This is a genomic window from Myroides odoratimimus, from assembly GCF_001485415.1.
Lineage (GTDB): Bacteria > Bacteroidota > Bacteroidia > Flavobacteriales > Flavobacteriaceae > Flavobacterium > Flavobacterium odoratimimum.
The window spans coordinates 1-22,707 of the sequence record NZ_BCMQ01000037.1 but is presented as its reverse complement, the minus strand read 5'-3'; the positions used below and the strand labels follow the sequence as shown (position 1 = coordinate 22,707).

The following is a 22,707-nucleotide window of genomic DNA, read 5'->3' as shown; positions in this document are numbered from 1 at the left end:
ACTGTGATTCAGATAGGGACGCTCATTAAAATGCCTCTCAAAGCTTCTACTTAGATAGCTTTGCTCTGCATCTTTAAAATCAGCGTGGTAACTTTCCTTTACAAACCAATCCTGCTTGTGAATCACAGTAAACTCAGGAAGCGTTTTTATAGCCTTATGCCACAGGCTGTGAATAGTCTCATACTCCTTATCTGAGATGGTGAATATCTCAGGTAAGATCACTTTATAACAAACCGTGATATCTCCTTGCTTTGAGACAATACAGTTGTTCTCCACTGATAGAATTGGAAACATCCGCTCTAATGTATTTGTCTTAGCTGTATTTCTCATAGTGTCTTAGTTTTAAGTTTCTACTTAAATACCCTCTAAGATCTTTTCTTGAGATGATATACCTTGGAAAGTACTTTCTGGCTTGAAGTTTCATAAGACCATACTGGCCGTATTTCTTATTTAATGAAAATACTTTGTAAACAAGATACCCCGATAGTCCAAGACCAAGGGCTAAACAAACTTTGTTGTTTACCCCAGCCATATACAAAACCATAACAAGAATTAGATTTCCTAATAGTCCACCTGCAAAATAAAACAGGTACTGAGCCTTGAGTCCTTTAAACTCTGCGCTTGCTCCAATGCCTTTATTGATACTATACTTTTTCATATAAGTATCTTTTAAAGGAAGAATGATCTTAGAATTGTAGCCGCTACAATTAAGAAGATACAAGCTCCAAACCAGCTTGCAGCTGTCTTGCTTGTATCGGGATCACCACTTGAGAATTTGTTATACACCTTTACCCCTCCAATAAGACCAACCACAGCTCCAATAGCGTAGATAAGTTTAGTGGCTGGATCAAAATAAGAAGTAACCATCTGGGTAGCTTCTGTGATACCTGCTATTCCGTTTCCTTGAGCAAAAAGATTGCTTGATAAAAGTAATGTTAGACCTAACAATACTAATTTTTGAAATGTTTTTGTTTTCATAAAATTTGACATTTATAAGTTATTTATTAAGCTGTTTGCTTAATATCTTAGCTCAAATGTCCCAGGAAAACTATCTATTAATAAAACTTGGTATGCTCAGTCTTTAATTGACTTTAAATAGCCTTTTAAAAGTTTTATTATGGATTGATAAAAATAAAAAAAGAGGATATAATCCTCTTGTGTGGTATATTTAATACCCTTTAAATTATTTATGTAATAAAACGCTAAATAAAAAATTCAAAATTATTGTCTTATTTTTTATCAACTACCGGGTGTTCTTACTTTTTAAGAAAACAATTATTTTTTATAAGGAATCTAAAAATACCTTCACTCCTAGCCCTATGCTTAAACTGTTTGAATGAACTTCATTTAATTGGGCGGTATGAGTTGTTCCATTTGCCTTAAATAACTTATCGGTTCCCTTATTTATTTTTGTATGGGTATAGTGAACAGAGAAAAAAGGTTGTATGCGCTGTGTGAGCTGATAGCCGATATGTAATCCTGTCCTCCACCCCACTCCCTTAGATTTGTGCTTAAAACTGGTGGGCTGTCTAAGTTCTTCTCGGAGGTTCCAAGTTGCCTTAGCAGTGTAAGAGGGTAGATATATAGCGCTAATATCAAAATCTACATTCCAATTCTGATGAATAAAATTCGTTTCTAATCCCATGATGACTCCATGAGATTGAGGTTTATAGGTGCTATTTAATTTTTTGCCTTCTATAAGAGGGACATCTCCATCTAACATATAAAGAGTCTGATAGGCACCATAATACCCAATATGGGTATTAAAATAAAAGTGATGATTAGACCATAGCAAATAGGATAATTCAATACGTGTGTAAAAAGAATGACCTTTATCTGCTTGTAAATCAAGTTCAGAGGTTTTTAGGAATCTATTGTCTCCTGCATAATCTGTATCTTTCACAGTTCCTCTTGTTATCTCCTTGTAATTTAGGTCTGTTTTTAAGCGAAATTTCGATGAAAGAGAGATAACAGATTCAACACCTACAGAAGGTCCGCGAAGATCGCGCCAATCTAATTCTGATAATACATTAGGGTATTGTCCTTGTTCATTGCCTGCTATATTCCAATTCAAGTTTTCTTCACTCCAATTTACATAAGGTGAGATAGAAGAGGGTTGTCTTTTGGCTTGAGCTTGTATTAAAAAAGGAAGAATACAAAAAAGTAATAGAAAGTAACTTTTATTCATTGTCATAAATAGATAAAGTCTACCTCACACTAGGGTAAGGTAGACTATTATTAAAACTAACCTAATGTATATACTTTAGTTTCTTGGATAAACTGTTGCAATAAACTGTTTATCTGTTGCTGATAAAACAGAGTTATTTCCTACACTAAATCCATTTGTAGTAAGAGCACTGCTTATGCTGTAATGCATAATCGACTGCGTGTCATAAGCACTATACTGAGTTTGCGTAGTTGAATAGGTTGCAAAAAGATTGTTATCCACATCATTTTTACTCCAATAGTTCGGATAACCAGCGTAATAAGCGTACACTTTATTTTTATCCCATGGAATATTCGTTAAAGGATGTTGATGCTCGTGTATCATTCCTAGCGCATGACCGAACTCATGGATAACTGTTCTACTGAACTCTGCATCGCTAGTCGAATTATCAAACCAACCAAAGTTCATTGTTTCTTCATTAGATGGAATACTAAGGGCTTGTGTTCCTAAATAAGAATACGATCCTGCTCCTTGGGTAAAAGTAACTCGAATCTGAGGAGTTCCAGTTTCCACAAAATTAAAAGTGATATTGGCATAATTAGACCACTCCTGCGCGTATTGCTTAACCTTACTGCGAACATAAGGAGTACCTCCATATAGTCCTACAGTAATAACACTTCCATTAGGCCACTTTGTACTTCTAACAACAGCTCCTCTTGGATCTGTTCCTTTAGGATAAACATCTTTACAGACTTTCGCTCCTTCAAATCCTGAAACAATATCCGCTTTAGGTACTGCTCTTAATTCTTTTAATCCACTAGTACTATCATTTACTGCTGTATCATTGTCATTAGTATTACATGATACCAGTGCTACTGAGATGAATGACCCTAATAGGATCTTGTGGTGTAATTTCATATTATCAATATTGTTTTGGTTTATAATAACATAAATTTAACAACATCAAATCAATATAAAAAACTGACAACAAGACAATTAACTAAAACGGAAGTCAACCTACAGCAAGTGTTAAAAAAACAAGCATTTCCACCCCTTTAAAGTCTAAATATTAGTTATAAATAAAAATATACCAATAAAATCACTTTTTATCCTTAAATTCAAGTAATATATTATAAATCAATATATTTAAAATACTATAGCAATTGGTTGTGTTTTATTATTTGAATTAATTCCTGATAATCCGTTACATTAAACTCATGTAGCATTTTACTTATTCGCTTTTGTATAGCACTTGTACTTAAAAATACAAAGCTCTCTAACTGCGTAATTTTATATCCATGAGATAAATACATTAAAATCTCTCTGTTCTTAGGGTCTAGAAGTGTATTTTTAGCGATTACCTTTTTGATAGACTCCTTGGCAATAGGGCTGTAAAAAAGTTCCGGTCCTTTATCATTAAGAATCAAATCCTGTAAAGTCTTGGCTGAAAAATCAGATTTTACAATCAAGGCATCTATTGTTTTATTTCGGTAAATGCTATAAAGAATAAGTGCTTCCTCATGGGCTGTAATTAGAATAATATTACACTTAGGAAAGCGCTCTTTAATCAAGGTTGTACAGTCTAAACCTGAGGATATATTTTGCTCCTTATATATAGGCATATCATAATCTATAATAGCTACATCAAGCTGTTCTAAGCCAAGAATCTGTTTATAGAGTTCCTCACAGTTTTGGGCTTTTATATACGTATTAGATTCATTATTTAAAATAGAAATATACCCCTCTAAAGTCATAAAATGATCGTCGGCTAGTAATATGGTCATATAGGCGTTTTATAAAAATTACAAAGCAATTTAGGAATAAAAAAGAACTACACAATCTTAAATTTATAAAAATTACAACAAAATAAAACTATACTTCCTTTTCACTATAGGGAATTTCTAAACTAATCGTTGTCATCTGATTAAGGGTAGAGATAGTCATTTTTCCTTGTAGAGATTGTAGTCGATGCCTTATATTTTTAAAACCCAATCCTTTATTTATTTTCTTGGTATCAATACCAATACCATTATCATGAATTTTAACTACAATATGCTGTTCACTTAAAAGAATAATAACTAAACACTTACTCGCATGAGCATGTTTATTTACATTTTGAAGCAATACTTGTACAATAAGGTATAACTGTGCTTTTTGATACCAGGTGTAAAAATCCCAATTAATAAGTCTATCAATAGAACACTCAAAAACAGTTTGAAATGGATTTTTCTGACTTAATATTAAATTCTCAAGTACTAAGCTAAAGTCTTGCTCTTGATTAAACAAGGTCTTATGCATATTGTGAGATAAGGCTCTGGTCTGCGCTTCGATTTGTGTTAATTGATCGATTAACTTTTCTTTCTCTTTAGTTTGATCAGTTGACAATTGTCCGAGATTGATACGCACCGTAAACACTCTATTAATAATAGAGTCATGTAGGTCTTTGGCTATTTGTTTTCTTTGTTTATTTTTTGCCTTATAGGTTATGCTTTGTTGTTGTAAAAGCAAAGCTTGAATCTGGTGTATAGCCTGTTGATCTTTTTGCTGATATAAGAGTTTTTTGTTTTTCATTTGCAAACTAAGCACAATAAAAAACACAATAGACAGTAAGACGACAAGCAAAATGACTCCTCCTAAATATGTATTTCTTTGCTTTAAAAGATCATTTCTCTTTTCTATTTCTCCTGTTTCATATTCAATACGGGCAAATTTATTTCTAGTCTGACGCTCTAGAGTTCTTATGCTATCTTGGGTTCTGAGATAAATAGTGGTATAAAACTCTTTGTCATTTACATCGTATTCGGATAAAAACTTTAGACTTTCGATTAACTCATAAAGATTCCTATCCTCTGCCGCCATAGCATAAGCGTCTTTCATGAGAATTAAAGCCGCTATGGTATCTTTTTTTAGAAGACTTAGCTCTGCTATTCTTATTTTACTAGCGACAATGCCTTGTTTATGATTAATCTGGGTACGAATCTCCAAAGCAGATTCTAGTGTAGATTGGATCACCTTAGTATCCTCACAAAGGAGCATCTGATTATATCCATAGTTATTTAAAACCATCGCTTTTAATCGTGGAAAACTATCAACATACTGGTTTCTAAGCGCAATCTGAAAGTAATTTTTGGCTTCTTGTAAATTACCTACTTCTTGATAATAGCCTCCTAGATTATTATAATACGATAGCCAGGAGCGTTGTAAATTATATCTATCATATCCTTCTTCTTCTAACCTATTTAGCAATTCTGGTATTTTTACATAATACTCTAGAGCTACTCTGTACTCTTTCAGTTCTTTTAGTACCGAAGCCATTTGGAAGTTGGCTTCATAGATAAGTCTTGTGTTTTTTTGTTTGGATAACACTTGTAGAACTTGGGCTATCGTGGTCTCGCTCTCTGTATAAATCCCTGTATCGTGTAAAACACCTGCTTTATAAGAAAGCATTTTAGCCCAGTTGATACTATCTTGTTGTAAAGCATAAAGTTTCTCCGCTTTGAGATAATAAAAGTAAGCGCTATCTAAAATTTGTTTCCTATCGTAATAATCTCCTAAATACCAATAGGTCTTGGCTATATGTGCTGTATCTCCTTGTTGTTTTGAGTAAGTATACAGTTTTTCTAGATTTTTCTTAACCTTTCTATCCCGCTTTATCCATTCGTAACGGTTAGCTAATCTTAAGAGTGCTTCTCTAGTCAAAGAGTCATTAGGTCTTTTTATGATCAAAGTAGCAATACTGTCTAGATAAACTTCTTTATCAATAGCCTCAGCATAACCTTCAAAATAGTTTGTCTCTTTCGTTTTTTTCTCTACTACCCCATTACAAGATAGACAACAAAATAAAAACAATAATAAACTAAAACGCATAACGATTCTTTTATAACCAAAATAATAAAGCGATCCAAGATGAATCGCTTTACTATACTGCAAAATCTATAACCTTAAAAAAGGTAAACACTTATTACTTTCCTTTTCCTTTTCCGTTTCCTTCTCTCTTTGTTTTATCCTTATCTAAATCAAAATCCCCACGATCATTCATCTCTTCAGTAGAGAAGCTTTTCGTTTCAACTTCCGTTTCATCTTTTATTGTAAGTACTCCTTGCGCCTTTGCTTGTTTCTCTCTTTGCTTTACTTCTATATCTTGTTGTAAATTATCATCGTTAGAGCAAGATACCACCATGGTTGAAAGAGTTACTAACCCCATCATAAAATAGATTTTTTTCATACTGTATAGATTTAATAACTAACTATAATAACTACTCCATAGTTAGTTATGGTTATTAATAAACAATAATTTAAGATGTAAAAACATATTCACTCTAAGTAGAATTTAATTTCTGCTGTAAAACGCTTTTATATTATTCTATTTCTATAATACGTTCTTCGATAGTCTATCGTCACTTTTATCAAAGAAGGACTGCTTTACTTATAATAATTACAACAAAGAGTTTTCTAAATCACTTAGTATAAGTTTTATATCATAAAATAGATACATCTAAATTTCATTTATAAACTTAAAGCAATAATTACACTTACTGTTGTAGTTTAAACTCATAAAATGTTAAATTTTTATCTCATTGATGTGGTAGACGCAATGTATTGTGTAGCCATATGTGATTGTCCTTCTGTTGTATAAATGCATTATGTATTGCACAGAATGAAACCTAAAATCCTTGATATACTTACCAAAGTCAAGAACAATAGAATAAAAAAACGACAATACAGCCTAACCATATTGTCGTTGTATTTTATATCAAGAGCCTATTAAAAAAGAACTATTTCTTAATTAAAAAGCCTTTGGGATCGGTATTCCAGTAACTACGTTGACTTCTTTTCTACATTTGATGGCTACGCCTTTATACATTAAGGTAAACTCGGCGTATGGTTTATAGACTTTGTTTAACTTAATAGTATAAATCTGTTGTAGTGTATAGGTTTTAGAATCTCTAAAGATCACTCGATTATATCCGTCATAGAGAATAAAGTCTTGTATAGAAATACCATCTCTCCTAGAACTAAACAGCTGATACTGTAATTCGCCTGTATGGGTTCCGTCATTTTTAATCTCGTCAAAGATTTGTGAGCTGACCAAAACATCATTTATAAAACTGATCACTTCTACTCTCATTATGATCGATACATGAGGATTTTGTTTACTTCGAAGGGTTACATTTGTCACGCCTAGTTGACCAAAGAATGTTTTGATATATCCGTTAATATCAATTTTGATAATTGGATTATCCATAGTCACTTCGAAGTCCTCAAAAGTTTCACCTAAAGGCAGTAGAACTAGATAAAATTGTTCTTCTTGTTCTTCGACAATTTTTATATTGGTGCCATAAGGTGTTTTAATTTCAAGAATCCCTTTAGAGACCACTCTTACCTCTATTGATTTCCTTTTGCCATTAGGCAATATAACGGTTAGTGTACTACTATCCAATCTATCAGAGTAGAGTGTTTCGTTATCAAATAAACTAATGCCTCCTGGTGAAATCTCCCATTTGACTCCAGCAGTACTGGCTCCCTTTGGTAGGGTACGATAAGGGATCTTATTTTGTTGCATCCCCGTAATTTCAATAATATCTTCATCAAAAATAATGTCTTGGAGTTCATTGTTTTCAACGATAACTGTAATAATAGCTTTAGACTTTCCAAACTCTACAGTGATTTTAACTTTACCTTGTTGATAAGTAGTAATCTGTCCTTTATTTATAGTTAAAATATTAGAGTTTTCTACAGTCCATTTTAGTTGATCTAACTCAATATTTTTAATTTCTAATAGATCGTTTAGATTGAAAGTCTTATTTGTAACTAAAGATAATTCTTTTTGTTTAAATTGTAAAATCTGTTCTTGTACACTAATTTTCATACTCGTCTGAACATTAGTATTCTTTACTTTGGCTGTAATTTGGATTTCTCCTTCTGAAAGCGCTTTACCTATGCTTCCATTTAAACGAACAACACTTGGGTTTTCACTGAGCCAGACAACTTGTTCTTTAGTTGCATTCTCAATCTTGAGTTCATTCATCAAGTCAAAACTATCGTTTATCAATACTTGTTTTTCTTTATTGATAAAAGTGATAGTCACTTTTTTTTCTCTAATGCCTTCATCTTCTGAAGAGCACCCTAATACTACTAATGAGAAAAGAGTTAGTAGTACAAATTTTGCTTTCATAATGTTTTTTATTAAAGAAGATTTTCCTTTATCCTCTATTAAATTTACGATTTATACAGCTTTATTTTCTTTAAAAACCAATAATAACTATACCTTAAAATACTAAAAATCAATATTTAACACCTTTAAAAATACCCAGCTTTTTAGAGGCAAAAAAACATTAAATACAATTTACATGTTAATTTTTGCAAAATTAACATACATTCCATACATAAAACAATAATATATGTTTTTTAAACTCTATTTTTTTATCATTACACCTTGCTTTAGCCTATATACGTAATTTATTTTATGCTCTTTTAAGAGGTTAACCCTAGATTTCACATGAGGTAAATCTAATATACAAGGTCAAGTTCACACCTCTTTCTGTAACTCTACAAGTATACCCTAATCTAAATTAAAGCCTAGAATATTTTATTGATTTTCGTTTATATGTCTATCGTGTAATCTTGATTTAAAAAATCATTAACTTTATCCCTTTATTATTTTAAGATGAAAGGAATTATTCTCGCTGGGGGATCTGGAACTCGATTACACCCACTAACATTAGCTGTAAGTAAACAACTCATGCCTGTCTATGACAAGCCAATGATTTACTACCCTTTATCCACGTTAATGCTAGCGGGAATCAATGAAATTCTGATTATTTCTACCCCTACTGACCTTCCTAACTTTAAAAAGCTATTAGGAGATGGAAGTCAAATAGGCTGTTCTTTTACCTATGCTATACAAGAGGAACCTAATGGATTAGCACAGGCTTTTATAATCGGAGAGAAATTTATCGGTAAAGATCCTGTAGCGCTTATCTTAGGAGATAATATCTTCTATGGTAGTGGCATGTCCAAACTATTACAAGCTTGTGTAAAAAGTGCAGAACCAACGATATTCGCTTATTCTGTCACAGACCCTCAACGCTATGGTGTAGTAGAATTCGATCAAGATAAAAATGTACTATCCATAGAGGAGAAACCACTAGAGCCTAAATCTAATTTTGTGGTTCCTGGTTTGTACTTTTATGACAATGATGTGGTGAATATCGCCAAGACTATTCAGCCTTCTAAAAGAGGAGAATACGAGATAACAGACATCAATAAAGAATATTTGAGACAAGGTAAGCTGAAAGTAGGCATATTAGACAGAGGAACGGCTTGGTTAGACACAGGTACGTTTGCTTCTCTGATGAAAGCTGGTCAATTCGTTCAAGTCATCGAAGAGCGCCAAGGGCTAAAAATAGGAGCCATTGAAGAAGTTGCTTATCGAATGGGATATATCACAAAAGAACAACTACATCATATCGCTCAACCCCTATGTAAAAGTGGGTATGGAGAATATCTAATGGCAATAGAGTAATAATGTATTAAACCCAAAATCTGCGTTAGCCACATACTACAAAGTAATTCTACTTCATATCTCTTTCATTAGTTCTGTAACCATACTAAAGTATGCTTGTATCGCTAATTCAGACCTATTTTGTATAATTACTTTTCGCTTATATGTCTATCGCTTGTTTTGGGTTGAAAAGGCCTTGTACCATCTCAGAGTACAAGGCCTTTTCTATTTACTTTATATACTGTTTTTGATAATATTCTTGGTAAGCTCCACTTGTTACATTCATTAACCAGTCTTGATTATTCATATACCAGTCAATGGTCTTCGCTAATCCTTCTTCAAAAGTCACTGATGGGCTCCACCCTAACTCTCTATTAATCTTAGTTGCATCTATAGCATATCTTAAATCATGTCCTGGTCTATCTTTTACAAAAGTGATTAACTGTTCACTCTCTGCTACTTGGCGCCCCAAGACTGTATCCATCTGTTGACACAATTCTTTGACTAAATCAATATTTTGCCATTCATTAAAACCTCCGATATTATAAGTCTCTGCATTACCTCCTTTGTGAAATACATCATCAATCGCTCTGGCGTGATCTAAGACATAGAGCCAATCACGAGTATACTTCCCATTTCCATAAATAGGCAAGGGTTTCTTATGGATGATATTGTAAATACACAATGGAATTAACTTCTCTGGGAAGTGATTTGGCCCATAATTATTAGAACAATTGCTCACTACATAAGGCATTCCATAAGTCTCACCATAAGCTCTTACAAAGTGATCTGAGCTAGCTTTAGAGGCAGAATAAGGGGAATTAGGATCATAAGCGGTCGTTTCGGTAAACAAACCTACCTCTCCTAATGTTCCATATACTTCATCTGTGCTGACATGGTAAAAACGCTTTCCTTCCCAGTTGTCTTGCCATAAGGCTTTAAATGCTTGTAGTAAATTCACTGTTCCTATTACATTTGTTTTCACAAAAGCCAACGGATTAGTAATGGAACGATCTACATGCGACTCTGCAGCTAAGTGAATCACAGCATCAAACTGCTCTTTCTTAAATAGTTCCTGAATAAATTGCTCATCTGTGATATCTCCCTTAATAAAGGTGTAATTAGGGGCAGACTGTATATCTATTAGATTCTCTAGGTTTCCTGCATAAGTCAGAGCATCTAAGTTATAGATGTGGTATGCAGGGTACTTATTTACAAAATGTCTAATGACGTGTGAACCTATAAAGCCTGCACCGCCAGTAACAACAATCTTCTTCATTCTACTTACTTTTATTATTTCTTTATTCCACAAAAATCTAAAACTACTTTTCCACTTGGAATTTCTACTGTTTTAAATTCATTATGTGCTACTAAGAATACAATAATATCTGCTTTTTCTATAGCTTCTTTGTAGTTCGTTAACTTGAACACTTTGTGGTCATGTACATTTGGTTCTACAATATACATATCAGCATCTCCTGAATCTTGCAAAATACGTTCCGTAATATAGATAGCTGGCGATTCACGCAAGTCATCTATATTCGGCTTGAAAGCCAATCCCATTACTGCAATAGCAGGTTGACGTCCCTGTTTTAATTCAAACTCTAAACGAGCTGATTTTACTTTTTCTGCACACCAAAATGACTTATAATTATTCACTTCTCTAGCATGAGCAATAATTCTAGATTCCATAGGGAATTCTGATACAATAAAGTAAGGATCCACTGCAATACAATGCCCTCCTACTCCACATCCTGGTTGCAAGATATTTACGCGTGGGTGTTTATTTGCTAATTCGATTAATTCCCAAACATTAATCCCTGCTTTATCACAAATAAGTGATAACTCATTAGCAAATGCAATTTGCACATCTCTAGAAGAGTTCTCTGTCAGTTTACACATCTCTGCTGTACGCGCATTTGTTTTGTGTAAAGTTCCCTTTACAAATTGGCTATAGAATGCTACTGCTTTTTCTGTAGAGGCTTCATTTACCCCTCCAATAACACGATCATTGTGAACTAATTCATACATCACATTTCCTGGTAATACGCGCTCTGGACAATAAGCTAAATAAATCTTACCTTCAAGCTCTGGGCGTTCTGTAAAGATGTATTCCATCATCTTCTCTGTTGTTCCTACTGGAGAGGTAGATTCAATGATATATAAATCACCTTCTTTCAATAATGGAAGTATAGCCGTAGTTGCTGCCTTTACATACGAAATATCTGGTTCATGATTTCCTTTAAATGGAGTCGGTACAACTACTAAATATGTATTAGCTACAATAGGAGTAGTTGCTGCTTTTAAATATCCAGCTTGTACAGCTTCGGCTACTGCCTTGTCTAAATCTGGTTCTACAATATGAATTTTACCTGCATTAATCGTATCTACCACATGCTGAGAAATATCCACTCCATGTACACTTATTTTATTTTGTGCAATTAATGCTGATGTTGGTAATCCTATATATCCTAATCCTATTGTTACTACTTGTGTATTCATTTATATATCTTTTTATTAGACGTAGATATTACGTCTCTACTGTATTCCTTTTATTAGACGTAAGGTATTACGTCTCTACTGTAATTTACTGATAAATTCCACTATACGTGCACATGCTTTTCCATCTCCATAAGGATTGTGTAAAGCTGACATCTTCTCATAGCGAATTATATCTGTCAATAAGCTATTTGCCTCATTTACAATTTTATCTTTATCTGTACCTACTAAGATCACTGTTCCTGCAGCTACAGCCTCAGGGCGCTCTGTCGTATCTCGCATCACTAAGACAGGTTTTCCTAAGCTTGGTGCTTCTTCTTGTACTCCTCCACTATCTGTTACAATCATATAACTCTTATTCATCAACCACACAAAAGATGGATAAGCCAATGGGTCAATTAATTTGATATTATTAATTCCTGATAAAATTTCGTAAACAGGACCTTTTACATTTGGATTTAAGTGTACAGGATAAATAATCTGTACATCAGAATGTGTTAAAGCAATTTCTTTTAGTGCTTCACAAATACGAATAAACCCATCTCCGTGGTTCTCACGTCTATGACCTGTTACTAGAATAAGCTTTTTAGCAGGATCGACAATTTGCTTTAATTGTGTGATTTCTTCATTTTGCAAGTCTTCTACACGCTCTACACTTTCTAACAAAGCATCAATAACTGTATTTCCTGTAATAAGGATATCTTTAGTAGCAATATTCTCTCTTAATAAGTTTTCTTGAGAAGCTGCGGTTGGTGCGAAGTGATAATCTGTCACACGACCAGTGATCTGTCGATTTATTTCCTCAGGAAAAGGTGCTCGTTTATTATGTGTTCTAAGGCCTGCTTCTACGTGACACACCTTGGCTCCACTGTAAAAAGCTGCAATACTTGCTGACATCGTTGTAGTAGTATCTCCATGTACATATACATAATCAGGCTTGAACTCCTCTAAAACAGGCTTTAATCCTGTGATAATATCCCCTGTTAAAGAATACAAATTTTGATTGGGTTTCATCAAATTCAAATCATACTCTGGTATAATATCAAAAAATTCTAAAACCTGGTCAAGCATCTCTCTGTGTTGCGCGGTTACACATACACGTGTATCAAATTGATCATTGTGCTTCTTAAACTCTTTTATTAAAGGAGCCATTTTGATAGCTTCTGGTCTTGTACCAAATACAATCAAATTCTTTTTCATAGTTAAATAATGTGTGTTAATGTCTGTTTTTATTTTTTAAAAAAACAGTTAATATCATCAATTTAATAGTCTCTTCTTATATTACATTTGTAATAAAATTCATCTAAATATAAGAGATACTCTAAAGAATATAAATCCTAATATTTTATATCCTTGCATTTTTATTGCTTAATTTACGTGTTAAAGTTTATTTTCCTCTACCTATTGTATAAACTTCAAATCCTATATCTTCTAACGCTTGACGATCTAATATATTACGACCATCGAATATAAAGGCTGGCTTCTGCATCTTATCGTAGATACGTTGCCAATCATACGTCTTAAACTCATCCCACTCTGTCAATACTGCAATACCATGTGCTCCTTCTAGAGCAGTATAAGGATCTTGGTGCACTGTCAAATGTTTTTTATTCAACTCCGCCTCACGAGTCGCTAAGTAATCTAAATCAGACAACATCTGTTGTTCCATTACTTTAGGATCATATACGTGGATCTGTGCTTCTTCCTCAATTAACTCATTGGCTACATAGATAGCCGCTGATTCTCTTGTATCATTGGTATCTTTCTTAAATGCCCATCCTAAGAAAGCTATTTTTTTATCGTTAACTGTATTGAATAAAGTCGTTACAATATTTTCTGCAAAACGACGTTTCTGATGATCATTCATAATGATTACTTGCTCCCAATAGTCTGCTACTGCATCTAGTCCATAAGACTTAGCGATATACACTAAGTTCAAGATATCTTTTTGGAAACACGACCCTCCAAATCCTACAGATGCTTTTAAGAACTTGTTCCCAATACGGCTATCTGTACCAATAGCTCTAGATACTTCAGCTACATCTGCCCCTGATACTTCACATAGTTCTGAAATCGCATTGATAGAAGATACACGTTGTGCTAAGAAGGCATTGGCTGTCAGTTTAGAAAGTTCTGACGACCATACATTGGTACGCAAAATACGCTCCTCAGGCACCCATGCTTCATAAATAGATGCTAACGCTTCAATAGCTTCTCTTCCTCTCGGAGTTTCTGCTCCTCCAATCAATACACGATCAGGATTCATCAAGTCTTGAATAGCTGTACCTTCTGCTAAAAACTCAGGATTAGAGAGTATTTCAAACTCTACTGCATTGCCTGTTTGATCAAGAATTCGTTTAATTGCTTGTGCAGTTCGCACAGGAAGTGTAGATTTCTCTACTACGATTTTATCTGTCTTGGCAACTCGTGCAATCTGACGAGCACATAGCTCAATATATTTTAAATCTGCAGCCATTCCCTTTCCTTTTCCATACGTCTTGGTTGGCGTATTTACTGAAATAAAGATCATATCTGCTTCATCAATAGCTTTATCTACATTGGTATCAAAAAATAAATTGCGCCCTCTTGCCTCACCAACCACCACATCTAAACCTGGCTCATAAATAGGTAATTTACTCAAATCCTTATCATTCCACGCTTTGATACGCGCTTCATTTAAGTCTACTACTGTTATTTGAATATGTGGGTTTTTCTGTGCAATAACTGCCATAGTAGGCCCACCTACATAACCTGCTCCTATGCAACATATTTTTTGTATATTCTTCATATAATCTCCAAAAGTATAATTCTTATCTAGAGTCTATTAACTCTTATAGTCTTAACCCCTCTTATCAGGGGCTATAAACAATAGGTGTAAAGTTAATTATTTACCTACTATAAGCAATAGGTGTTTTTATTTATAAATTCTATGTGTGACATGTATTTAATGCAAGGTGTTGCCTCTACTGTTAAACGGATATACGTTGTCAGGCGTATGAAAACCGCACGGATTACAACCTTAAATCCGCACGAACAGGAACCATTCTTAATTTTTAATTCCCCGAAGGAAGGAAGTCGTTTTCTTCTTCTAATATCACTTTATAGATTAAATAGGCTTCTTGGTATTGATTTCTACGGGTTAGGAATTTAGCTTCTTCTAATAGTTTTTCTCTTTCTGCATGTACTCTTGAGCGATAAGACGTTGCTTTTTGACCAATAGTTTTATCCTGTACATAAAAACCCGCTACATTCACTGTCAATTCCTCTCTCACATAGATATATTCAAATTCGTTTAGATACGTTGTCGCTAAAGAATACTTTTTTTCTTCAAGGTAACCATTGACCTTGTCTAATAAAACATAGGGATATGATGCGTGATAAGCTGTTGCTAAATCATATGGTCTATAGACATTGTTATATTTTTCTGTTCTAAAGATAAGGTGATTGGGAAATAGGTCTTCTCTTTGGGTATATACTTTGGTCAAATAGTTCGCGAACTTTTTGGCTAATTCTTTTGGTAAATCTGACAACCTTTTTTGTAATCTACCCTTGCTATAAGGGAGTGAACAAGTTCCTAATATATCCGATTGGCAGAAGTAATCGAAGTGATACATATAGCGTTTTCCGTTATAAATAACGATATAAGTAAGGGGCATTTGACTACCAAAATAGGGTCTACAGTAAAAAACTGGAATAAAAACCGCCTGAATATCTTCGTGTTCTTCAAACCAAATTCCCTCGTCATAAAACATCAACATTTGGTTATCTGGAAGGCGTTCTCCATAGTTTATACTTACTTTATTCTCTTCGTTAATCAACTCTATAGAGATAATGGATTCGTATCCACCCTTAGCAAAGATTCCCTTGCTATCATAGTTATTACAGGTCGCTCCTACTTTTATATATAGGCTATTCTCACCATTAAGGTCACGCCAAAGCTTCACTACACTCACTTGATCTTCATCTACTTGCTGCCCCCATACTAGAGAGCTCATCAATACACAACAACAAATAAACCATCGTCTTACTAAGTCGTCATGCTGCTGTACTATTGTTAACCAAGATTTTGTTTTCATTCAAGTGATTTCTACTGATTCTTTATGTTCTTCCAAATTTACTATTCTTCCTCAATATTGCTAACGCCTTTTTGCTAAAAAGCGTATTTTCTTTCTTAAACAAACATCTTATTTGAATTGTTATCTCTCTAATTCAAAATAAATACTTCATTATTCGATTATTAATTATACCTTTGTGCCTGTATTATTAGTTAATAGATTTCTGCCTTAGTTATTCTAAAATTAAATAGTTTTAAAAAACCTCGTTTAATTTTACTTCCTTGGTCTTTACTTTATTTAACTCTTGATTCTTTTACAATTTCAATAGAAAGTAAAAGATGTTTCCCTGCTTATGCTCTTAGAGCTTTATTGCAAAAACAAAAGACCACTTACCTACGAAATATGAGTTTCTGATGCATAATAGAAAAACAAGTTCACTAGGATAAATAATACCAAAAGACTTTAAGACCTAATAGTTTTAAAGCATATAAAGATAAAAGAATAAGTACAGGCAATAATAAATGAACTTTAAAGATTTAGCATTAACACAAGAGATACAAACAGCATTAACTAAAATAGGTTATTCTACAGCTACTGAAATACAACAAAAAGCAATCCCTCCTATTCTGGAAGGAAAAGATGTAATCGGTACTGCTCAAACAGGTACAGGTAAAACTGCTGCTTTTGCTATTCCTATTTTACAAAAACTGCACTCTACTCCTAAATCGACAAAAGGTATAAGAGCCTTAATTTTAGTTCCTACAAGAGAATTAGCAATACAGGTAAAAGATAGTTTTTTAGACTATAGTACTGAGCTTCCTCTGAAAACAGTAACTTTATTCGGTGGTGTACCTCTTCCACCTCAAGTAAGAGCGTTAAAACAACATCCCGAAATTATCGTGGCTACTCCTGGTCGACTATTGGATCTAATCAATCAAAAAATAGTAAAGCTTTCTAATCTAGAGATATTAGTACTAGATGAGGCTGATCAGATGTTAGATATGGGATTCATACACGATCTTAAAAAAATTCTTAAATTTGTTCCTACTAAAAGACAATCTCTGTTCTTCTCAGCTACAATGCCTAAAGAAATAGAGCAATTCGCTAGAACAATCGTCTACAAACCTGTAAAAATAGAAGTAGCTGCTGAAGTAATCACAGCGACAACTATCGAACAGCAAGTATACTATACAGAGAAGAAAGATAAGAAAACGTTATTACACACTATCTTAAAGGAGAATACGGAGTCTACATTAGTATTTACAAGAACGAAATACGAGGCTAATAACCTAGTTAAATACCTTCAAAAGGTCAATATGGTGGCGATGGCTATCCATGGAAATAAATCTCAAAGTGCTCGTGTTAAAGCATTAGATGATTTTAAAAATAAGAAAATCAATATCCTTATCGCAACAGATATTGCTGCAAGAGGAATAGATATAAGCAAACTTCCCTTTGTGATCAACTATGATATACCAGACAAACCAGAGACTTACGTTCATCGTATCGGTCGTACTGGACGAGCTGGAGTACAAGGGGTTGCCATGTGTTTTTGCACACCTGAACAACGAAAAGAGCTGAAGGATATTCAGCGATTTACAGGTATCAAAATGCAGGTAAAACAAGAAATTTAATATTAACTTAAAAACGCAATAAATATGGCTGATTCTTTTTCGAAAAAAGAGAAAAATAAAAAGAAAGCACAGAAAAGACAAGAGAAAGCATTAAAGAGAGAGGATCGTAAAGTAAACAACAACAAGGGTAAAGATCTTGAAGATATGTTGGTTTATGTAGACTACAATGGTAATCTAACAGACGTTCCGCCAGAAGAGCAAGACATCGAAGCAGCTAAAAGGGAACTTGAAGAGCGCTTAGCGGCAGCTTCTGCTCCAGATACTGAATGCACTGGAGTAGTGACTTATTTTAGCAGTAAAGGTTTCGGGTTTATAACTGAAGATGATTCAAAAGAAAACATCTTTGTACACAGTAGTCAGTCTAATCAGCCATTACAGCAAGGTGATAAAGTTACCTTCAAAAAAGAAAGAACTCCAAGAGGCCTAAGTGCCGTTGAAGTAAATAAAATTTAAATACTTAATATTATGCAAGAAGGAACAGTAAAATTCTTCAACGAAACTAAAGGTTTCGGTTTCATTACTCCAAATGATGGAGGACAAGACATTTTCGTACACACAACTGGTTTAAACGAGAGAGTTCGTGAAAACGATGCAGTAGTTTATGAAGTTGAAAAAGGTAAAAAAGGATTAAACGCTGTTAACGTAAGAAGAGCTTAATTCTTTTTTAATAGGTACGAATATTTTAATGTTCCTACTTATTAGATAAACTAAAAAAAGGCTAAACAAAATATTTTGTTTAGCCTTTTTTATTTATCGCACGGATTGCAAATCCGCGCAAACTGGTATAGGTTGTTGGACATATACGATACACTTCTACATACTCTGGACGGATTGCAAATCCGCGCGAACTGGCATATATGCCGTATGTATGAAACTTAGTTCTCTATTCTTATTTCTCAACCTATAGATAAACACTCCTACAGATAATCCTAAGATAATAATAAGACTCGTCACTACGACCATCAATATCACATTTCGAAGCTCATCGTTCTCGGTAGCTACTCTCTCTGTTTCATAAGCAATACGAGCAAAGCGATTACGCGTAGCATAATCTAGTTCTGCAAGATCATTACTCAAGGTTATAATTTCTTTTACTCTACTATTATTATCATAATGCTGATGGGAAACTAAAAACTCTAAGGCATTCTTCTGATCTACCTTTATATTCCGGTCAACTGCTAGTTGATATACTTTCTCAGCCCAGTTAAATGCTTGAATACTATCTTTATCTTGAAGATATAAGCTCGCTATAGTCATAGCCATTTCATTCATCACATAGCTATTGGTTAAGATAGCTGCTTCATCATAAGTATTCTCTAGTTGTTTTATATAATAATCAAACTCTGTTTGACTATAGCTTTTTAAACCATCCATAAACTCCGCTTTTGCGATACCTGAATTCAATACACTCTTTAATAAAGAGGGAATCTCAGGTATAATAAAGCTCAATCCTGTAGAAGCATACTTAGTTACTTCTTTATAATCTTCTAAATAATATGATACTTCTGACAAATTATAGTATAACATACTTTTTGCCATCTTTAATCTATTTAAATCTAGTATTTTATTTTGTTTAGCATCTTTTTGCATTAATGCTAGCGCTTCTAATAAATACTTTTTAGCTCCTTCAAAATCATTCTGATTCAAAAGACAGGTCCCCATTAATTGATTAGCCTCAAAAGGTATAGGGCTAAATGGGTAGTTATTTAATACTTGTAAAACACTTGCAACTTTGCTTTCACTTTCTATATGTAGACCTTTTTCAAAAAGAACACGGGCTTGATAAAATTTAAGCTCCCCCATCTTCATAGAATCTCCTATCTCTCTATAGATATTCTCTGCCTTAATATAGTAATAGAATGTACTGTCTAGGATTCCTAAATCATGATTATAAACTCCTAAATCATTGTATATACTAGCCAATGCATATCATCAGACTTTCTTTCGGCAAACTTTATTGCCCTTTGACTAAGTTTATAAAACGACGAAGAATCACGTGTTCAGCGCAATTGATTGAGAACACTATCAATAAAAACACGATTGTCAGGTGTGTTTTTTAAACTTAAGGCTTTCTTTATACTAGGTTTTAAAGTTTCAGCTAAGCTATCCCTATAATCATCACTATACCACACTGCATATAGCTGATCATAATCAGTTCCATTCAATTTTTTAGACCGACTACAATTCACTAATAACAATGCAAGTACAACAAATAGAAAATTAATTTGGTGAAGTTTTTTCATATCAGTTTGTATCAATACATAACAAATGTAAACAATGATATTTGAATTCTAACAATAGTTCACATTTAGAAACTTAGTTTATCAATAAAAATAATGATAAACACAAGTTGATAGATTAACACGAGATGCACCACACATCATAGTAAGAGTACTTTTAAAAGAAAAACATCCTTTTACAGCAAAAATGAAGTAGGTATAAAAAAATACTCCCTAATCAGAATTGGAAGCCTGACTAGGGAGCGAGTCATCAAATAACAGATTTTGACAACAGTGCAATATTACTACCTTTTGAGTAAATATGCAATATTTTTAATACTATTTTTTACAAAAATTGACACAAAATAACTGATAATTCAATAAAAAACTCATTAACAGATACTTATATTACAATATACATAAACAAAGATGGGATATATACAAAAAAATGCTCCCTAATCAGAATTGGAAGCCTGACTAGAGAGCGAGTCATCAAATAACAGATTTTGACAACAGTGCAATATTACTACTTTTCCAGTAAATACAAGCAATTGAACGCATTTTTTTTCAAAAAAACATCACTTATATAAAACACTTATAACGAATGTTTTAAAAACAAAAAAGAGCTTTAACCCAAAGGCTAAAGCTCTTTTTTATGTGATAGGATTCCCTTTTCACTATTTATTTAGGCTTAAAAACATCAAATACATTCTTATTAGGATGTAAATCCTAACTGTATTAAACTGTCTTGTTGGACTAATTCTCCACTACTCTTATACACACTAATAGTATCTGTAGCCTTGTCTAATACTTCATAAAAATCTAGTTTACCCTCTTTATAAAAATAAAAGTACTTATCTTCTTCTCCGATACAAGTCTTGTCAGTTAAAACACCATCTTGATAAGTCAGCGAACATCTATAGCCTTTCTCAATAAAAAACTCTTCTGTAAGCACTCCTCTGTTGTCGAAGAACTGAGTGCGCTCGTTTAGTACATCTTTTATCTTCTGTATATTTCCATTTCGATAGTATACTTTATGAGCTTGATTAATATTGTCTTCTATACTCTCAACGGATTCATCCTCGTAATAACTATAAAAAATAGTATTATAATCTAATTCTAAATCAAAATGGATAACTTGTTTACTCACTAATTTACCTGACTCAAATCCTTCTACAGTAAAGATTCTATCTTCTAAAGAAAATCTAGAGGTAACTATATCTTCTTCTTTTACAGAACCTTCTACAGCTACTCCTTTTACAAAGGTTAAATCGAAAATACTTCCATTTACCTTACTTCTAAGTTTACATTCTCCATCCAGCAAGCCAAATTCTCCTACGCAGAACTCTCCATGAAAAAAACTATTATCGATAATGTATCCTCCTTTATCTAAAACCACTTGTTCAGTCTGGATTGCCTTTTCATAATAATCACAAAGTTCCTGTTGAGTATAGTTTTTACACTCTTCTGAATGAAGTCTTTGGTAGAGATCATAGTTAATTAAACGTTGAACTATAATTTCTGCCCCACAGTACACTTCATCTATATCGAAGAAGTATGACTGATCTAAAGTTATATATTTTTGTAGATTTTTATTCATATTGATAATAAAACAATAAAATTAACAAATTGTTTTATGTCGTCTTTTTTTGTTTTACTTACCTTCTTTTCTATACTCCTTATCAATTAATAGGCAAAAAGACAGAACAAGGACGACTAATATATTAACAAAACTAAAACATTTTATTCAATAAATAATGAAGTCGTCTTGACTTTTGTAAAATAAAGAAGGGTTATAGAAATTTGTGTTGCTAAACAAACAAAACCTACAACCCCGTGTACCAAGTACTCCACAAAGATAGTATAGAATTAGATATAGTACCTCACTTACCACTTCCAAAAAGAGGATTTAAATCAAAAGCTCCACTTTATGAGATAGTTAGTGCTATATTGTATAAACTAAAAACAGGTATCCAGTGGAGTTATTTAATAGTTCAAGCTTTATTTAGCACTCAAATATTAAGTCATAAAACAGTATTTGGTCATTTTCGTAATTGGTGTAAAGCTGGTGTATGGCAATCTTGTTGGACTGAATTATTAAAAAAGAATAAATCTCTTATTGATTTATCAAGTGGAGATTTAGATGGAAGCCATACCACAGCTTTAAGAGGAGGTGAACAAGTAGCTTATCAAGGTAGGAAAAAACGTAAGACGACAAACTCCTTATATTTTACAGATCGTCAAGGCTTACCTTTAGCTATGTCAGAACCGATAGCTGGAAATCACAATGATTTATTTGATATAGAAATCTATTTTGAAGATATAACCGATCAATTAACTAAAGCAGAAATACCTCTATCGGGATTGTTTATTAATGCTGATGCTGGGTTTGATTCACAGAAACTTAGAAAAATATTTAGTGATAAAGAAATAATAGCTAACATCTGTCCTAATAAACGAAATGGACAAAATAATGAAGATGATTATTTTGATGAACAACTATACAAAGAAAGATATGCGATTGAAAGAACAAATGCTTGGATAGATAGTTTTCGTTCTTTACTCAATAGATTTGACACCACACTTTCTAGTTGGATGGCGTGGAATTTTATGGCTTTTATTGTTATAG

The 22,707-nt window shown here is 33.2% G+C and carries 21 protein-coding genes; 5 read left to right on the top strand and 16 right to left on the bottom strand.

Features of this window, described 5'->3' with window-relative positions; translation table 11 throughout:
- The 9 genes from MODO_RS17790 to MODO_RS17750 all read right to left on the bottom strand — a co-directional run.
- The coding region (locus tag MODO_RS17790) for a DUF3875 domain-containing protein (RefSeq protein WP_059051610.1) at window positions 1-330 on the bottom strand (330 nt) is incomplete at its 3' end.
- Window positions 314-658 (bottom strand): DUF4133 domain-containing protein, encoded by a 345-nt coding sequence (locus MODO_RS17785; protein ID WP_006258126.1) that lies wholly within the window; start codon window positions 656-658, stop codon window positions 314-316. The genes MODO_RS17785 and MODO_RS17790, both read right to left, overlap by 17 nt.
- Window positions 659-669: 11 nt before the next feature.
- Window positions 670-978, bottom strand: a complete 309-nt coding sequence (locus tag MODO_RS17780) for a DUF4134 domain-containing protein (protein WP_036496719.1) — start codon at window positions 976-978, stop codon at window positions 670-672.
- Window positions 979-1,282: 304 nt separating this feature from the next.
- Window positions 1,283-2,188, bottom strand: a complete 906-nt coding sequence (locus tag MODO_RS17775) for a hypothetical protein (RefSeq protein WP_225581821.1) — start codon at window positions 2,186-2,188, stop codon at window positions 1,283-1,285.
- A gap of 75 nt (window positions 2,189-2,263) precedes the next feature.
- Window positions 2,264-3,085 carry a M12 family metallopeptidase gene (locus MODO_RS17770; RefSeq protein WP_006258129.1) on the bottom strand — a complete coding sequence of 274 codons (822 nt, stop codon included), beginning with the start codon at window positions 3,083-3,085 and terminating at the stop codon, window positions 2,264-2,266.
- A gap of 236 nt (window positions 3,086-3,321) precedes the next feature.
- Window positions 3,322-3,951 (bottom strand): response regulator, encoded by a 630-nt coding sequence (locus tag MODO_RS17765; RefSeq protein ID WP_006258130.1) that lies wholly within the window; start codon window positions 3,949-3,951, stop codon window positions 3,322-3,324.
- An 88-nt stretch (window positions 3,952-4,039) separates the two neighbouring features.
- On the bottom strand, window positions 4,040-6,034 hold the full coding sequence (locus MODO_RS17760) for a sensor histidine kinase (RefSeq protein ID WP_006258131.1): 1,995 nt from the start codon (window positions 6,032-6,034) through the stop codon (window positions 4,040-4,042).
- A 94-nt stretch (window positions 6,035-6,128) separates the two neighbouring features.
- Window positions 6,129-6,392, bottom strand: coding sequence for a hypothetical protein (locus tag MODO_RS17755; RefSeq protein WP_006258132.1), 264 nt, complete (start codon window positions 6,390-6,392; stop codon window positions 6,129-6,131).
- Window positions 6,393-6,953: 561 nt separating this feature from the next.
- Window positions 6,954-8,342, bottom strand: a complete 1,389-nt coding sequence (locus tag MODO_RS17750) for an Ig-like domain-containing protein (RefSeq protein WP_006258133.1) — start codon at window positions 8,340-8,342, stop codon at window positions 6,954-6,956.
- Between the two features lie 492 nt (window positions 8,343-8,834).
- Between MODO_RS17750 and rfbA the strand changes: the two genes are divergently transcribed.
- Window positions 8,835-9,692 carry a glucose-1-phosphate thymidylyltransferase RfbA gene (gene rfbA / locus MODO_RS17745; RefSeq protein WP_006258134.1) on the top strand — a complete coding sequence of 286 codons (858 nt, stop codon included), beginning with the start codon at window positions 8,835-8,837 and terminating at the stop codon, window positions 9,690-9,692.
- Window positions 9,693-9,900: 208 nt separating this feature from the next.
- Here rfbA and rfbB read toward each other — a convergent pair whose 3' ends face one another.
- From rfbB to MODO_RS17720, 5 genes are all read right to left on the bottom strand, one after another.
- Entirely contained in the window at window positions 9,901-10,950 is a 1,050-nt protein-coding gene (gene rfbB, locus MODO_RS17740; protein ID WP_006258135.1) for a dTDP-glucose 4,6-dehydratase, read from the bottom strand.
- Window positions 10,951-10,964: 14 nt separating this feature from the next.
- Complete coding sequence (gene wecC, locus MODO_RS17735; protein ID WP_006258136.1) at window positions 10,965-12,173, bottom strand: UDP-N-acetyl-D-mannosamine dehydrogenase; 1,209 nt, start codon at window positions 12,171-12,173, stop codon at window positions 10,965-10,967.
- A gap of 75 nt (window positions 12,174-12,248) precedes the next feature.
- Window positions 12,249-13,370 (bottom strand): non-hydrolyzing UDP-N-acetylglucosamine 2-epimerase, encoded by a 1,122-nt coding sequence (wecB, locus tag MODO_RS17730; RefSeq protein WP_006258137.1) that lies wholly within the window; start codon window positions 13,368-13,370, stop codon window positions 12,249-12,251.
- Window positions 13,371-13,557: 187 nt separating this feature from the next.
- Window positions 13,558-14,958 carry a UDP-glucose 6-dehydrogenase gene (locus tag MODO_RS17725; protein WP_006258138.1) on the bottom strand — a complete coding sequence of 467 codons (1,401 nt, stop codon included), beginning with the start codon at window positions 14,956-14,958 and terminating at the stop codon, window positions 13,558-13,560.
- Window positions 14,959-15,223: 265 nt separating this feature from the next.
- Window positions 15,224-16,246, bottom strand: a complete 1,023-nt coding sequence (locus MODO_RS17720) for a hypothetical protein (protein WP_039329916.1) — start codon at window positions 16,244-16,246, stop codon at window positions 15,224-15,226.
- Between the two features lie 500 nt (window positions 16,247-16,746).
- On the opposite strand from MODO_RS17720, the gene MODO_RS17715 reads away from it, so the two are divergent.
- The 3 genes from MODO_RS17715 to MODO_RS17705 are packed head-to-tail and all read left to right on the top strand — an operon-like array spanning window position 16,747 to window position 18,516.
- Complete coding sequence (locus MODO_RS17715; protein ID WP_006258140.1) at window positions 16,747-17,859, top strand: DEAD/DEAH box helicase; 1,113 nt, start codon at window positions 16,747-16,749, stop codon at window positions 17,857-17,859.
- Between the two features lie 24 nt (window positions 17,860-17,883).
- Window positions 17,884-18,312 carry a cold-shock protein gene (locus MODO_RS17710; protein WP_006258141.1) on the top strand — a complete coding sequence of 143 codons (429 nt, stop codon included), beginning with the start codon at window positions 17,884-17,886 and terminating at the stop codon, window positions 18,310-18,312.
- Between the two features lie 12 nt (window positions 18,313-18,324).
- Window positions 18,325-18,516 (top strand): cold-shock protein, encoded by a 192-nt coding sequence (locus MODO_RS17705; RefSeq protein WP_006258143.1) that lies wholly within the window; start codon window positions 18,325-18,327, stop codon window positions 18,514-18,516.
- A gap of 156 nt (window positions 18,517-18,672) precedes the next feature.
- On the opposite strand, the gene MODO_RS17700 is transcribed toward MODO_RS17705, so the two are convergent.
- Window positions 18,673-19,782 carry a hypothetical protein gene (locus tag MODO_RS17700; RefSeq protein ID WP_006258144.1) on the bottom strand — a complete coding sequence of 370 codons (1,110 nt, stop codon included), beginning with the start codon at window positions 19,780-19,782 and terminating at the stop codon, window positions 18,673-18,675.
- 1,011 nt (window positions 19,783-20,793) lie between these two features.
- Window positions 20,794-21,678, bottom strand: coding sequence for a hypothetical protein (locus tag MODO_RS17690; protein ID WP_006258146.1), 885 nt, complete (start codon window positions 21,676-21,678; stop codon window positions 20,794-20,796).
- Window positions 21,679-21,914: 236 nt separating this feature from the next.
- Here MODO_RS17690 and MODO_RS17685 point away from each other — a divergent pair.
- On the top strand, window positions 21,915-22,707 hold a 793-nt coding region (locus MODO_RS17685; protein ID WP_059051608.1), incomplete at its 3' end, for an IS5 family transposase.

Bases quoted from the DNA above. Each gene is read 5' to 3' on its own strand.
- MODO_RS17785 (WP_006258126.1), bottom strand. From the start codon at position 658: ATGAAAAAGTATAGTATCAATAAAGGCATTGGAGCAAGCGCAGAGTTT.
- MODO_RS17775 (WP_225581821.1), bottom strand. From the start codon at position 2,188: ATGAATAAAAGTTACTTTCTATTACTTTTTTGTATTCTTCCTTTTTTA.
- MODO_RS17725 (WP_006258138.1), bottom strand. From the start codon at position 14,958: ATGAAGAATATACAAAAAATATGTTGCATAGGAGCAGGTTATGTAGGT.
- wecC (WP_006258136.1), bottom strand. From the start codon at position 12,173: ATGAATACACAAGTAGTAACAATAGGATTAGGATATATAGGATTACCA.
- wecB (WP_006258137.1), bottom strand. From the start codon at position 13,370: ATGAAAAAGAATTTGATTGTATTTGGTACAAGACCAGAAGCTATCAAA.
- MODO_RS17750 (WP_006258133.1), bottom strand. From the start codon at position 8,342: ATGAAAGCAAAATTTGTACTACTAACTCTTTTCTCATTAGTAGTATTA.
- MODO_RS17760 (WP_006258131.1), bottom strand. From the start codon at position 6,034: ATGCGTTTTAGTTTATTATTGTTTTTATTTTGTTGTCTATCTTGTAAT.
- MODO_RS17720 (WP_039329916.1), bottom strand. From the start codon at position 16,246: ATGAAAACAAAATCTTGGTTAACAATAGTACAGCAGCATGACGACTTA.
- MODO_RS17755 (WP_006258132.1), bottom strand. From the start codon at position 6,392: ATGAAAAAAATCTATTTTATGATGGGGTTAGTAACTCTTTCAACCATG.
- MODO_RS17765 (WP_006258130.1), bottom strand. From the start codon at position 3,951: ATGACCATATTACTAGCCGACGATCATTTTATGACTTTAGAGGGGTAT.
- MODO_RS17780 (WP_036496719.1), bottom strand. From the start codon at position 978: ATGAAAACAAAAACATTTCAAAAATTAGTATTGTTAGGTCTAACATTA.
- MODO_RS17690 (WP_006258146.1), bottom strand. From the start codon at position 21,678: ATGAATAAAAATCTACAAAAATATATAACTTTAGATCAGTCATACTTC.
- MODO_RS17710 (WP_006258141.1), top strand. From the start codon at position 17,884: ATGGCTGATTCTTTTTCGAAAAAAGAGAAAAATAAAAAGAAAGCACAG.
- rfbA (WP_006258134.1), top strand. From the start codon at position 8,835: ATGAAAGGAATTATTCTCGCTGGGGGATCTGGAACTCGATTACACCCA.
- MODO_RS17770 (WP_006258129.1), bottom strand. From the start codon at position 3,085: ATGAAATTACACCACAAGATCCTATTAGGGTCATTCATCTCAGTAGCA.
- MODO_RS17715 (WP_006258140.1), top strand. From the start codon at position 16,747: ATGAACTTTAAAGATTTAGCATTAACACAAGAGATACAAACAGCATTA.
- MODO_RS17705 (WP_006258143.1), top strand. From the start codon at position 18,325: ATGCAAGAAGGAACAGTAAAATTCTTCAACGAAACTAAAGGTTTCGGT.
- rfbB (WP_006258135.1), bottom strand. From the start codon at position 10,950: ATGAAGAAGATTGTTGTTACTGGCGGTGCAGGCTTTATAGGTTCACAC.